Raw genomic sequence first — 14,714 nt, forward strand, 5'->3', positions numbered from 1 at the left:
TACTAAAAGCTTTTTTAAAATATTCCTGTCATAAATACTTTTGTTATAATTAAGCCAACAAGACCTGCTAATACTCCATAAGTCAATGCAACCTTCATATTCATTTTTATTATTTTACCTTCTTTACCAACTAATCCAACAGTTGTTAACACTGATACTACGTTATGTACGCAGATCATATTTCCTATTGCAGCACCTACTGATTGTAATGCAAGTATCGAAGTTACAGGTGCACCTACTTGTTTTGCTGCACTAAATTGAAGAGCTCCGAACATGATATTTGATACTGTTGCACTACCTGATACGAATGATCCTAATATACCAACTATTGGTGCTACAAAATACCATCCTTGTCCAGCTAATGCTGCTGCTGCTTTAGCCATTACTATTAGCATTGAATCTGAATTAGTTGCTCCACCTGCATTCATCATTGTGTATGTCATACAAAGTGCAAAGAACAGTGCTATTGCAGCAGGTTTTACCTGACCTATTACGGCCTTCCAAGACTTTACTGCTTCTTTTCTATCAAGTCCGTGCATAAATGGAATGATTAATGCAACTAACATGAATGGAATAATTCCTGGGTTATACAAAGGTGTTATACTTTTTGATAAAGACGTTCCTAAAATATTGCTCCATCCTATACTCCAAGACTTAAGAATCGGAGTAAGTCCTATCCATTTTAAACGACCTAGTAATAATAATATTCCTACTAAAATATATGGTGCCCAAGCTCTACCTGCACTCATTATATTTTTGTTATCTTCTCCAGCTACTGTTGCTGCAACTTCACCTTCCCAATCAGCTTCCCATTGGTCATGAGGTTTGAAATCCCATTTAGTTTTTGGAACAAATAAACCTTTTTTAATTGCAATTACAAATACAGGAATTCCAATTAAAGCTCCTACTAAAGCTGGAACTTCTGGTCCAGCAAAATATGCTACTATTATTTGTGGAATACTAAGTACTAATCCTCCAAATAATGCTAAAGGTAACACTTCCAAACCTTTTTTTATACTCTTATCCACAATTAACGTCATAACACATACCATTACAAGTGGAATAAATGAACCTACTAATAATTGTATTAGTCCCGCAAATGCACCTACATTACTTAAGAAAGCTGTAAAATCTCCTTGAAATCCTCCAGCCTCTACCGCAGATTTCAAACTTGCAAGTCCACCAACTATTGGTGTTCCTACGGCACCAAAACATACTGGTGTACTGTTACCTATTAATGCAACCGTAGCTGCTACTAATGGTGGAAATCCTAAACCTACAAGCAATGGAGCCGCAACTGCTGCTGGTGTTCCAAAACCTGCTGCTCCTTCAAAGAAAGCTCCCATAAGGAAACCGATTACAATAACTTGAACTCTTCTGTCAGTAGATACTGTAGCCATAGAATGTGCTATTCCATCAACCCCACCACTTTTTCTCATTATATCCAAAATAAGTAGTGCTCCATATACTATGAATAGTATATCAAGAGTATTTATAGCTCCTGAAATAACAACTGCTCCAACCCATTGTCCTGGCATTTTCCAAAAAATCATAGCCAATATTGCTGCTGATATAAAACCAACTGGCATGGCTTTTGTAGACGGTAAATCAAACTTCATCATTAAGATTCCTACTACTAAAATTGGTATTAAAGCTATTAATGCTAACATCTTATCACCTCATCTATTTAATTTTGTGGAATGAATAAAAAAACGATAGCTACCTTCTTGTCCTTCCACAGGTCTACTGGTATGATGACCTAATATCTACATCAATGTTACCATATTATTCTGAGCATTTCTACTATAGTTAATTTTTTAACACTACCTATTTATGCATATCTTTTTGTAATTGTACTCACTATCAATATTTCTACTTTTTCACCATAAATATATTTTTTTAATATAAATTTATTTGTGCATTTTTTCACAATAATTAGTTATTTTTTTAACGATTATATACATATAAATCATATTTTGTTACAAATCTCCCCTTTATTTTTCCCATTGTTTTGGACAAAAATACCAATATAACAGTATTTTATAATTTCACTTGTTAAATTTTCTTCTTATTTCGATGTTATTTTTATAACTATCTTTTCAATTTACTTATACGTATAAAAGGCATAAGGTCATACCATCAGACTTAACGTAATAAATGAAATTATATACAAATTTTATTTTTATAATTCCTTGAAAATAAAAAAATAGAATAAATAGTTTATATTGCACTATATATCCTATTTACTTAACAGTTATTGGTTATTAATTTTAATGCTTTGGTTCAGACTTCCACTTTTGTACCCTTCCATGTCTAACGAAACATATCTAAAGCCATATTCCTTCAGTGTAGCTGAAATGCTATCTAAGATTTCTTCATTAAACAACTTATGTCTTTCTTCTCCCTGCACCTCAATTCTTGCTAAGTCACTATGGCATCTAACTCTTACACCTTCAAAGCCAATACTCATCAAATACTTTTCTGCCTTCTCAATTCTATCAAGTTCTTCTATCTTAATTTCATTGCCATAAGGAATTCTTGAAAGCAAACAAGCATAAGCTGGCTTTTTCCACGTTTGAAGTCCCAATTCTTTAGATAGCTCTCTTATCTCTTGTTTTGTTAACCTGTTTTCTAATAGTGGACTTTTAATTTCAAGTTCACCCAGAGCTACAAGTCCTGGTCGATAATCCTTCGTATCATCTAAATTAGTACCATCCAATACATAGTTATATTCATTTTTATTAGCAAATTGTTTTATTTTAGTAAAAATAGCTTTTTTGCATAAATAACATCTATTATCTGGATTAAACTTGATTTCATCCATTATGGAAACCTCTATAAATTCATGTTTAATTCCAAGTTCAGCAACTATCTCTTTTGCTTCTTCTATCTCCCACTTAGGTATGTAGGGTGACACTACGGTTACAGCTGCAGCCTTCTCACCTAAAGCATCTTTTGCTACTTTTAACAAAAAAGTACTGTCCACTCCACCAGAAAAAGCAATGACTGCACTTTCTAATTCTTTTAAATAATCTAAAAGCTTAGTGTATTTTTTATCCTTCATCAGCTGCACTACTCCTTTACATTTTTCAAAACTTCATCATATATGTTCTTTAGTGGAATATTATTTTCTTCTGCTAATCTTTTGCAGTCCTCATACTCTGCTTTCCATTTAATTTTTCTCCCTTTGAAATAGGCATTTTTTACATTTACTTCACCGTATATTGTATTAACTCTTGAAAAATCTCTTTTAAGTTTAGTTCTCAAAACCTTATATTCTCTTACTCCAAAAGTAGTAGTTTCTTTTAAAAGAATTTCTACTAATTTCGTTTTATTATTATCCTCACAAATAACTCTTAACATTGTGCCAGGTCTATTTTTTTTCATCATTATAGATGTTTTATAAACATCCAAAGCTCCAGCATTAAAAAGCTTTTCCATAAGATACTGATATATTTCTGGATTCATGTCGTCTATATTGCACTCTAAAATACTACATTCATCCTTTAAGCATTCTTCTAATGTTGATTCTTCAACTTTTTTTTTTGCTAAATAAACTCTTAATACATTAGGTATATCTGTATCCCTTTCACCAACACCGTATCCAATTTTCTCAATAGTAAACTCTTTCATATCTGTAAATTCATTTACATTGGCAGCTAAAATTGCTGCTCCCGTTGGTGTCGTAGTTTCAAAAGGAACTATTCCTGATTTTACTGGAATTCCTTTTAATATTTCTACAGTAGCTGGTGCTGGAACTGGTATCAACCCATGCGCACATTTTACGAACCCTCCACCAAGCTCTATAGAAGATGCCATTATTTTATCCACCTTTAAATAATCTAAGCATATAGCTGCTCCCACAATGTCCACTATGGAATCTACAGCTCCTACCTCATGAAAATGAACCTGATATAATGACTTTCCATGAACTTTTGATTCTGCATGTGCTACCTTCATAAACATATTTAAGCTTAATTTTTTAACATTATCACTTAAACTGCTGGAGTTTATGATATCTTCAATATCATTTAAATTTCTATGTATATGATGATTGTGTTCATGACAATGCTGGTAATGTTCATGACTATCGCCATGACTATGTTGGTGGTCATGTCCATGAATGTAATCATGATGATCATGATCAACCTTTAAAATTACATCTGCCTTTGTTCCTTCAATTCCCTTTCTGATATCTCTTCTTACCTCTATTTTATATTCATCCTCTAAATTCAATTTTAAAAGTTCACTAATCAAATAATCTTTATCTACTCCTAAATCAATCATAGCGCCTAAATTCATATCTCCACTTATTCCTGAAAAACAATCATAATAAAGTATTCTCATATCTCTTTCTCCCATCTTTTGTGATTATTTTAGCTAACTTAAATTTCACTTTATATTATTTTCAACCAAAAACTCTTCGTCCTGTATAACCGTCTCATAATCATCATCTCTTATTATTCTGTGGTCTTCTGAAAAAACAATAGCTCTTTTAAATACTCCCTCTACATATTCAAAATCATGAGTAGAACAAATTATAGTTTTTCCAGAAGCATTAAGTTTTTTCATAAGCTCCTTCAAAAATTTTTTGCCCTTAGGATCTATTCCATTCATAGGTTCATCCAAAGTAATAACCTCTGGGTTCATAGAAAGCACACAGGCAATGGCTACTTTTTTCTTCTCTCCACCACTTAAATTGTATGGAGCTTCATGCTTAATTTTTTCTATATTTAAAAGTTCTAAACAATCCTGTACCCTTTTATTAATTTTTTCTTCTGAAAACCCCATCTGTCTTGGACCAAAAGCAACTTCTTCATAAACTGTAGAACAGAAAAGCTGTGTATCAGAATTTTGGAATATGAATCCCATTCTTTTATGAAAAAGCTTTGAAAAGGTACTGTTATTCAATTTTTTCTCATGAATTTTTTCTCCATCAAAAATATACTCTCCCTTTTGAGGAAAAACAATAGCATTTAAAGCCTTCAACAATGTAGACTTTCCGCTACCATTTGGACCAATAAGTGCAACTGCTTCTCCTTCCTTTATGTGAATAGACACATCATTAAGAGCAATTCTATCTTTATAGCTGTAGGTTATATTTTGGAATTCTATCATACTGTCTTCTTCACCTCGAATTTATATTCTTGTTAATATAAACACTATTATAAAAATTAAATTCATTCCTGTATACACCATATCATTTTTATTTAACTTGAACTTGAGAGTATTAGAATATTCTCCAGTAAATCCTCTACATTCCATGGCAGAAAACATTTCTTCTCCCATTTCTTTTGATTTTAAAAATAGATTACCCATAATTTTAGAAATAGAATTATATTTTCTATTATTTTTACCTATTGATCTGAGTTTAAGAGCATATAGCATATCAACAGAATGTTCACCCAAAAGTACAATATATTTGATAGTAATCTCCATAACCCATATAAACAAATCCGGAATAAATAAAAGCTTTAATGCTTTAGTTACATGATCCCATTTGGTCGTATAAGATAAAAGATTAACAGAAATTATTGTTCCTGTAACTTTAATTAATATAAGTGTACTATTTATTATATTTCCTGACAAATATGAAGGAATTAACATTATAAGTGTAAATATAGGAATTACAATACTTATTATTAAAATATTTTTCCTTTCTTCACTATCTACAGTAAAACCAAGACATAAGGCATAGATATCAAATAATACTACATAAACAAAACTTCTTGATATAGATAGGAGCATAATATTTAAAAATGTGAAAATAACCTTTAAAGTTGGATTCAATCTATATAGAAGCTTATAACTGTGTATTCCTCTTCTTCTTATTCTTGATAGTATCTTTAAAATAGAGATAATGCTTTTATCTAAAAATCGCTGCTGATCTTTTTCTGGTATATATTGTTCTTTTTCAAAAAGCCAATCTGCAGACATTTCTTCACCTGCTTTTCAATATCTTTTTTATCCCATAACTAACAATTTTAATACTCTGTGAATTAAGTTTCACTTTATTTACTATAAGTTATATGGTTATTTTGCTTTTTCCTGACTACAAATTTAATAATAACTGTTATAATTATAACTCCAGCAGTGGCTGACAGTATATATCCTAAAACTTCTGGCAGCCCTGAAACAGCATAATCAGGGATAGGAGCTTCAAAACTAAATCCCTTTTCCATTCCTTTAGGTATAAATCCTATCATATATTTCATTTCGTCTGCACCCCATTCTCCCCAAGCTGTTCCAGCAGCTAAAAGTCCAATTGGTACAAGTAAAATCATAGCCCCAATCAATCCATAAATGAATTTCACTTTTGAAGCAGTATACTCATATATTTCAGAAGGTGCTGTTTTTTTCACATAAGCATATACTGCTGCAGTAACCATTCCTTCAATTATCCCTGCCACTAATAAGTGAGGAATTAACATAGCTGGTATTGATGCTTCAAATCCATAAGGACAATAAAGCGGAAGACCTGTTGCATCCTTAAATAAGACAGGCTGAATTCCAAATTCTATTGCAGTAAAAAGAGCTGCTATGTTTAAGGATATATATCCTGCTACAAAGGCTGCAATATATTCTCCCTTCTCTCCTTTTATTACTCTGCTTATAAATCTATAGATATAATATCCTGTAAAAGGCATAATAACTGCCATGTTAAAACAATTAGCTCCAATAGCTAAAATTCCTCCATCCCCAAAAAACAATGCTTGGATCACTAGTGCAATAGTTACAGAAATGGCTGCTGCATATGGTCCTAAAAGAATTGCTGCCAGCACAGCTCCTACAGCATGACCTGTTGTACCACCTGGAAGAGGTACATTAAACATCATTATTAAGAATGAGAAAGCCGCACATATCCCTAAAAGAGGTATCTTTTTTCGTGATAACTCCTCTTTTACCTTTATTGCTGCTCTTCTCCATATAGGAACCATCACCGCCCCCATTACTGCACAAGTAGATGGACTTAAATAATTATCTGGAATATGCATAGATTATTCCTCCTTTTATATTTTCTTTTCTATTTTATATTTATTAAAGCAATAATTATACCAATATATTGAAATTATCAATATTCATTATTCTATAATAAATTTATGAGAAACTTCAACAAAGTTTTATACAATGAATAGTAGTTGTTGCAACTTATATATCAAAATAATTATTTAAAACCATATTTACATGACAAATATGCAGTAATTCTCACTGTGAGAATTTTTCATCTCAAAATGATATGAAACTAATATTTTTCTCATTTTAAGATTACCCTTAATCACCCTATTAATAAGTACAATAAATGTGCTGAACATGTTGAAAATGATATGTACATGCCCTAATTGCTGGTAATACCATGACCACTCATGATTTAGAAGGTGGATATCTTGGAACTGCATTAGGACAAGATATTTATACTCAGGAATCTATGCCGAAAAAAAACAGATGTTCAGGAAGATGATTTCCTGAACATCTGTTTTTTATTTAATTTTAGTTATCTATTATTTAACGCCCATCCATCCAGAAATTACCATCTTTTGAACTTCTGATGTTCCTTCATAAATTTCTGTTATTTTTGCATCACGCATCATTCTTTCAATTGGATAATCACTTACAAATCCATAACCACCCCATAATTGTAAACAACGTCTTGTTACATCACTAGCATTTCCAGCAGCAACCAACTTTGCCATAGCAGCTAAGTGTGAATATCTTTCACCAGCATCTACTGCACATGCAGCTTGATATACTAAAAGTTTTGCAGCTTCTGTATTTGCACGCATTTGAGCAAGTTCAAATTGTGTATTTTGGAATTTTGAAATAGAACGTCCAAATTGAATACGTTCATTAACATATTTAACAGTTTCTTCTATTGCACCTTCTGCAATACCAACAGCTTGCGCAGCAACACCAATACGACCACCATCAAGAGTTGCCATTGCAATACCAAATCCTTTACCTTCTTGACCTAAAAGATTTTCTTTTGGAACTTTGCAATTATCAAAAACTAATTCACATGTAGCAGATGCACGGATTCCAAGCTTTAATTCATGAGTTCCAACAGAGAAACCAGGGAAATCTTTTTCAACGATAAATGCTGACATACCCTTTGTTCCTTTTTCCTTATCTGTCATAGCAAGAATAACATATACATCTGCATGTCCTGCATTAGTAATAAAGATTTTGCTACCATTTAATACATAATGATCTCCTTCTAATACAGCTGTTGTCTTTGCCATAGAAGCATCAGTTCCAGCAGAAGGTTCTGTTAATGCAAAGGCACCTAACTTTTCACCTGAAGCAAGTGGTTTTAAATATTTTTCTTTTTGTTCATCTGTACCATAGTTGTTAATTGGTGTTGCACAAAGACTTGTATGCACTGAAACAATAATACCTGTTGATGCACAACATTTAGATAATTCTTCTACACATTGTACATAACTTAATGTATCCATTCCAGCTCCACCAAGTTCTTCTGAGAATGGAATTCCCATCAATCCCATTTCAGCCATTTTTGCTACATTTTCTGCTGGGAAACGCATGCTTTCATCAATTTCTTTTGCAATTGGTTTTACCTCATTTTCTGCAAACTCACGATACATTTCTTGTAATTGTTGATGATTTTCACTTAATTTAAAATCCATATAAATTTCCTACCTTTCTTTATTTCTTATTTTTATTTCAATTGTGTTTTATTAGTTATCATTATCTAATAGGTAACATACTTTACCTGGGTTCATAATAGAATTCGGATCAAAGGCCTTTTTAATGCCTCTCATTAAGTTCATATTTACTTCTCCAATACTCTCTACTAAATAACTTACCTTTCCACTACCAATACCATGTTCTCCTGAAACAAGTCCGCCACATTTTGTTGCTTCTGGGTAAATAAGATCGAAAAATTTGTCAACTCTTGCTTTAAATTCTTCTTCTTCTAAATCATTACTGCATTGGTATATGTGAAGATTTCCATCCCCTGCATGTCCAAAACTTCTAACAGTAATTCCACATTCTTCACCAGCTTTATTCACAAATTCAAGATAAGAAGGAATCTTATTTACAGGAACTACAACATCACATTCATCTAATAATTTTGTTTCTGCTATAATTGCCTCTAAGAAGCTAGAACGAGCTGCCCATGCATCTTTCATCTTTGCAGGTGTATCAGCTACAAGAACATCAATTGCTCCTGCTTCCAATACTACTTCACTAGTTTGCTCAATAAGGTTATCTAACTCATCTTCACTGCTTGCATCTAAAGTAACAAGCAAATAAGCATTTGCAGTCATTCCATCAAGTACTTGTGGAAATACACTCTTTCCAATATATCTTTCACTAGCAAGAACAATTTCTCTTTCCATAAATTCCAATGCTTGTGGATTTACGTTTGCCATTTTAATTTTAGGAACAGTAGACATACAATCATTTAAATTTTCAAAAGGAATAATCAAACTAGCAAGTACCTTTGGTGCTGGCATAACTTTCAAAGTAAGTTCTGTAATAACTCCAAGTGTACCTTCAGAACCAACCATCAAATCCACAAGGCTATAACCTGAACTTGTTTTTGATACTGTAGCTCCAAAGTGAGTAATTTCTCCTGTTGGAAGAACAACTGTCATTCCACGTACATAATCACGTGTTGCACCATATTTAACTGCTCTCATTCCACCAGCATTTGTCGAAACGTTTCCACCTAAACAAGCGAACTTTTCACCAGGATCTGGAGCGTATAATAACCCTTGTTTTGCACAATCCTCTGCAAGATCATTTAACGTAACACCAGCTTGAACATGAACAACAAAATTTTCTAAATCATAAGAAAGTATTTTATTCATCTTTGTAAGATCAATTAAAACACCACCTAAAAGTGGAACTGCTCCTCCTACAAGTCCTGATCCTGATCCTCTTGGAGTTACTGGTATCTTATATTCATTACATATTTTTACTACTGCAGCAACTTCCTCTGTAGAATGTGCTATAAATACAACTTCAGGAGCCGCCTTTCCATAAATAGGCATTTCATCATGAGAATAATCTTCATTGATATCATCACCTGTTAAAATATGTCCTGGAGCTGCCTCCTGCAATTTTGAGATTATTTCTTCTGTTAATTTATTATACTCAGCCATTATAATCATTCCTTTCTAATTTTTTATGGAATCTATCACACCTGTACGTAAAATCAAATTATACGTAATTTTATTTTCATTCCTAAGCTAAGAAGCAGAGAAACCTTTACTCTGCTTTTGCTTTCTTCATTTCTTCAATCATAACTGGAAGAATCTCAGTTGCATTTCCAACAATAGCTATATCTGCTATTTCAAAAATTGGAGCCTCTTCATCTTTATTAATTGCCACAATATAACTAGAAGCTGCCATTCCAGATGTATGTTGTGTTGCTCCTGAAATACCACATGCAATATAAAGTTTTGGTGCTACAATCTTTCCTGATTGCCCAACTTGGTGTGCACGAGAAATCCATCCGTCTTCAATTGGTGGTCTTGTTGCACCTACTACACCACCAAGTACACTTGCTAATTCTTTAACAAGTTTGAAATTTTCTTCATTTCCCATTCCACGTCCACCAGCAACAATAACTTCTGCTTCTTCTAAATTAACAGATTCAGAAATTTCTTTTACTGTATCAACAATTTTTGCCTTAATAGCATCAGCTGAAATTTCTACTTTTTTCTCTGTAACACCTGCATTTGAAGCTGCTTCTGGCTTTGAAAAACTTCCATTTCTAACTGTAACTACTGCTGTGCCTTCTACTTCGATATTTTCTAAAATTGTACCACCATAAGCCGGTCTAGTATATATAACTTTATCATCAGTCTTACTCATTCCTATTACATCACTTACACATCCTAAACTCATACGTCCTGCAATACGTGGTGCAATATCTTTAGCTAATGCTGTATTAGCTAATAGAATAAAATCTGGATTTTGTTCCTTAACAGTTTCTGATAATACTTCTGTCAAAGTATCACAGTCTGTAGCAGTATCTGTAAAAATAACTGGAATTCCTAAAGCAGCTACTGTATCTGCTGCAGCCCTGTTACCTACTACAAGAGCTGTTCCTTCTGCATCTAATGCACTAACTGCACTAATTAATTCAAGGCTTCCGCCTAAAACTTTTTCTCCATCTGTTTCAATAAACAATAATGCTTTCATACTCTAGTTTTCCCCCTTAATTAGATTGCCTTATCTTTTTTCATTTGCTCCATAGCAGCACTTACTGCCAATGCAATATCTTTCTCTTGAATTTTGATACCAGCCTCTTTCTTAGGAGGTTCAAGATATTCAATGCAACGTACTTTTGCTTGTTTTACCTCTCCAATTTCTGCTGCTGAATAAGTTGGAATAACTGCCTTACGGCTTGCCATCTTAGTTTTAATAGTAGGATAACGTGGATCATACTCTGGTTTACTTATTGTTACTACAGCTGGAGATCCTAAAGAAACTACATTATATCCTTCTTCAGTTTCTTGATGAACTTCCATCACATCATCTTTTAAATTTACTTCAATCGCTCTACTTACAAAGCCTGTTCCTATTTTTTCAGCAAGCATTGCTCCTACTTGACCAGTAATTTCATCTGTGGACTCCATTCCACAAAGAATTAAATCAAATTTTTTATCTTTATCTTTTTCAATTTTTTGAATAGCATCTGCCAAAACATCAACTGTTCCAATAGCATCTAAATCTGCATATAAATCATCTTTTACCAAAAATGCTTCTTTAGCTCCTACAGCAAGACAATTTTTTAATGTGTTTATAGAATCATCTGCTCCAACATTTAATACACTAACATTTCCTCCATTAGCTTCCATAAAACGAACTGCTAACTCTAATGCATATGTGTCAAATGCATTTGCTACCAAACTGACTCCGTTCAAATTAGGTTGTTTCTCCTTGTCCAAATGGATTTCAATAGAATCATCTGGAACCTGTTTTACACATATAAGAATCTCCATACTATCCCTCTCCTTTATACTTTTGCATTATTATTGTATATGTTTACATTATTAAACTGTTTTTTTGATAGAACCACTGTGTATTTTATTTTTTTATCTAATAATATTAATAGTATTAGATATTTTTATAATACTATTCATATTATAACTATTGTTTCGATTTAATTTCTACAAAAGTATTATTTATTGGTACTACCAATTTATATGTTATGATTTTAGCACAGTATGTTCAACATTTCTATAATAGTTATTTTATTAACATATCCTTTACGTACATTAAATTGTAATCGGTTGTAGCTGTATAAGCCTTCTGTTGAATATTTTTTGACAAATTTTTTTTCAATTATTTTGTTCAGCATACTTTTTACATTAAAGTTAGTTAAATGTCAAACTTGCATATAAATAATTACAAAATTTATTATTGTTTAAAAAATATGAATTCATTTCCATTAAATTATTAAACAACCAATGTTTTCTATATATTTAGCTATTAAGTTTTCTATTTCAATTTTTATCCTTCTGTCACTCTTGTGAATTTTCCTTCACCAAAGAATTATATATTCTCTCATGCTCCTAGTCTATAATATTTTTTCCCATTTTCTGAAGGCAATTTATCTCCCCTTTTAAGAGTTCCATTTGAAACCATTTCCTTTATCTGTTCTATAATAGTGTAAAACAATTATAGAACTTATTAGGAATAAATCCAGAAAATCACAAAAACATTTTATCTAATAATTGATGACACTATTTCGAAATATATAGAAAAACAATGATTGAAAATTACTCAAAATAAAAAATAGATTTAAATTTCAACCCAATTTCTTACAATTAGATTATGAAATTTAAATCTATGAATAATTCAGGTTAATATTGTTCTTTATAATTTTACCTTACTAACTATAACTAAAATTCAATTCTGAATTATTATTACTAATTTAATACTGGGTATTAGTAACTATTGCTATATTCTAAACGCAAGTCCCTAACACCCAGAATTCCACTTAATATTTTACTTAATTCAGAGTTTTATTTAAAAGATACCTTTCATAAATACATTTACTATAATCATTGCAAATATACCGCCAATTATTCCATATGCAAGACATATCTTAATATTATTCTTTATAATCTTACCTTCCTTACCTACCAATCCAACAGTAGTTAAAACCGCTACTACATTGTGTACACAAATCATGTTACCTGCTGCTGCACCTACTGATTGTAATGCAAGTATTGGAGTTACAGGTATTCCTATTTGTTTTGCTGCACTAAATTGAAGGGCACCGAACATAATATCTGATACTGTTGCACTTCCTGATATGAATGATCCTAGCATACCAACTATTGGTGCTACAACATACCATCCTTGACCTGCTAATCCTGCTGCAGTTTTAGCCATAACAATTAACATAGAATCCACATTAGCTGCTTTACCTGCATTCATCAGTGTATATGTCATGCAAAGAGCAAAGAACAATGCTATTGAAGCTGGTTTTATCTGACCTAATACTTCCTTCCAAGATTTTGCTGCTTCTTTTCTGTCAAGTCCATGCATAAATGGAATGATTAAAGCAACTAACATGAATGGAACTATTCCTGGATTATACAAAGGTGTTATACTTCTTGATAAAGATGTTCCTAAAATATTGCTCCATCCTATACTCCAAGACTTAAGAATCGGAGTAAGTCCTATCCATTTTAAACGACCTAGTAACAATAATACTCCTACTAAAATATATGGTGCCCAGGCTTTACCTGCACTCATTACATTTTTATTTTCTCCTCCAGCTACTGATGCTGTAACTTCACCTTCCCAATCATCTTCCCATTGGTCATGAGGTTTGAAATCCCATTTAGTTTTTGGAACAAATAATCCTTTCTTAATTGCAGTTACGAATATAGGAATTGCTATTAATGCCCCAAGTAAAGAAGGAATTTCTGGTCCTACAAAATTTGCTATTGCTGCTTCCGGAATAGTAAATACTAAACCTCCAAATAGTGCTAATGGTAATACTTCTAAACCTTTTTTAATACTCTTATCCACTACTAATGTCATAGTACAAACCATCGCAAGTGGGATAAATGATCCTACTAAAAGATGTATTATTCCTGCAAATCCTCCAACGCTAGTTAAGAAAGCTCCAAAGTCACCTGTAAATCCTCCAGCTTCTACCATAGACTTCAAACTTGCAAAACCACCAATGATAGGTGTTCCTACCGCACCGAAAGTAACTGGTGCACTGTTACCTATTAAAGCAACCATAGCTGCTACTAGTGGTGGGAAACCTAATCCAACAAGTAGTGGTGCTGCTACTGCTGCTGGTGTTCCAAATCCTGCTGCTCCTTCAAAGAAAGCTCCCATAAGGAAACCGATTACAATAACTTGAACTCTTCTGTCAGTAGATACTGTTGCCATAGAATGTGCTATTCCATCAACTCCACCGCTTTTTTTCATTATTGAAAGAATTAACAATGCTCCATATACTATAAATAGAATATCAACTGTATTTATAGCTCCTGTAATTGCAACTGCTCCAAGCCACTTTAAAGGCATTTTCCAAAATATCATAGCTAATATGGCCGCTGATGCAAAACCAATTGGCATTGCTTTTGTAGATGGCAAATCAAACTTAATCATTAAGATACCTACTGCTAAAATTGGTATTAAAGCTATTAATGCTAAGGTTCCTAAACTCATTTTCTTACACCCCTTTAGATGATTTTTTTCAAATGTTAAAT

At 32.4% G+C, this 14,714-nt stretch carries 11 protein-coding genes and 1 pseudogene; 1 reads left to right on the top strand and 11 read right to left on the bottom strand.

What is annotated here, in order from left to right; all coding sequences use genetic code 11:
* Positions 1 to 14 precede the first annotated feature (14 nt).
* The 6 genes from OIO11_RS07365 to cbiM form a co-directional block, all read right to left on the bottom strand.
* Positions 15 to 1,670, bottom strand: a complete 1,656-nt coding sequence (locus OIO11_RS07365; protein ID WP_268070796.1) for an L-lactate permease — start codon at positions 1,668 to 1,670, stop codon at positions 15 to 17.
* 584 nt (positions 1,671 to 2,254) lie between these two features.
* Entirely contained in the window at positions 2,255 to 3,064 is an 810-nt protein-coding gene (larE, locus tag OIO11_RS07370; RefSeq protein WP_268070797.1) for an ATP-dependent sacrificial sulfur transferase LarE, read from the bottom strand.
* Between the two features lie 8 nt (positions 3,065 to 3,072).
* Positions 3,073 to 4,347 (bottom strand): nickel pincer cofactor biosynthesis protein LarC, encoded by a 1,275-nt coding sequence (gene larC / locus OIO11_RS07375; RefSeq protein WP_268070798.1) that lies wholly within the window; start codon positions 4,345 to 4,347, stop codon positions 3,073 to 3,075.
* A 45-nt stretch (positions 4,348 to 4,392) separates the two neighbouring features.
* Positions 4,393 to 5,118: an energy-coupling factor ABC transporter ATP-binding protein gene (locus OIO11_RS07380; protein WP_268070799.1), complete on the bottom strand. Its 726-nt coding sequence runs from the start codon at positions 5,116 to 5,118 to the stop codon at positions 4,393 to 4,395.
* 21 nt (positions 5,119 to 5,139) lie between these two features.
* Positions 5,140 to 5,937 carry an energy-coupling factor transporter transmembrane component T gene (locus OIO11_RS07385; protein ID WP_268070800.1) on the bottom strand — a complete coding sequence of 266 codons (798 nt, stop codon included), beginning with the start codon at positions 5,935 to 5,937 and terminating at the stop codon, positions 5,140 to 5,142.
* Positions 5,938 to 6,011: 74 nt separating this feature from the next.
* Positions 6,012 to 6,995, bottom strand: a complete 984-nt coding sequence (gene cbiM, locus OIO11_RS07390; protein ID WP_268070801.1) for a cobalt transporter CbiM — start codon at positions 6,993 to 6,995, stop codon at positions 6,012 to 6,014.
* Between the two features lie 329 nt (positions 6,996 to 7,324).
* Here cbiM and OIO11_RS17160 point away from each other — a divergent pair.
* A pseudogene (locus OIO11_RS17160) lies at positions 7,325 to 7,432 on the top strand (hypothetical protein); the annotation flags it as partial.
* A 67-nt stretch (positions 7,433 to 7,499) separates the two neighbouring features.
* On the opposite strand, the gene OIO11_RS07395 reads toward OIO11_RS17160, so the two are convergent.
* The 5 genes from OIO11_RS07395 to OIO11_RS07415 all read right to left on the bottom strand — a co-directional run bounded on the left by OIO11_RS07395 (position 7,500) and on the right by OIO11_RS07415 (position 14,673).
* The gene (locus tag OIO11_RS07395; protein ID WP_268070802.1) at positions 7,500 to 8,642 is read right to left on the bottom strand and encodes an acyl-CoA dehydrogenase; all 1,143 of its coding nucleotides are present in this window, start codon (positions 8,640 to 8,642) and stop codon (positions 7,500 to 7,502) included.
* A 51-nt stretch (positions 8,643 to 8,693) separates the two neighbouring features.
* Positions 8,694 to 10,127 (bottom strand): FAD-binding oxidoreductase, encoded by a 1,434-nt coding sequence (locus OIO11_RS07400; RefSeq protein WP_268070803.1) that lies wholly within the window; start codon positions 10,125 to 10,127, stop codon positions 8,694 to 8,696.
* 106 nt (positions 10,128 to 10,233) lie between these two features.
* Positions 10,234 to 11,172 carry an electron transfer flavoprotein subunit alpha/FixB family protein gene (locus OIO11_RS07405; RefSeq protein ID WP_268070804.1) on the bottom strand — a complete coding sequence of 313 codons (939 nt, stop codon included), beginning with the start codon at positions 11,170 to 11,172 and terminating at the stop codon, positions 10,234 to 10,236.
* A 20-nt stretch (positions 11,173 to 11,192) separates the two neighbouring features.
* Positions 11,193 to 11,975 carry an electron transfer flavoprotein subunit beta/FixA family protein gene (locus OIO11_RS07410; RefSeq protein WP_268070805.1) on the bottom strand — a complete coding sequence of 261 codons (783 nt, stop codon included), beginning with the start codon at positions 11,973 to 11,975 and terminating at the stop codon, positions 11,193 to 11,195.
* 1,030 nt (positions 11,976 to 13,005) lie between these two features.
* Positions 13,006 to 14,673, bottom strand: a complete 1,668-nt coding sequence (locus OIO11_RS07415; protein ID WP_268070806.1) for an L-lactate permease — start codon at positions 14,671 to 14,673, stop codon at positions 13,006 to 13,008.
* Positions 14,674 to 14,714 lie beyond the last annotated feature (41 nt).

Source organism: Clostridium sp. ZS2-4 (assembly GCF_026719745.1).
GTDB lineage: Bacteria > Bacillota > Clostridia > Clostridiales > Clostridiaceae > Clostridium_H.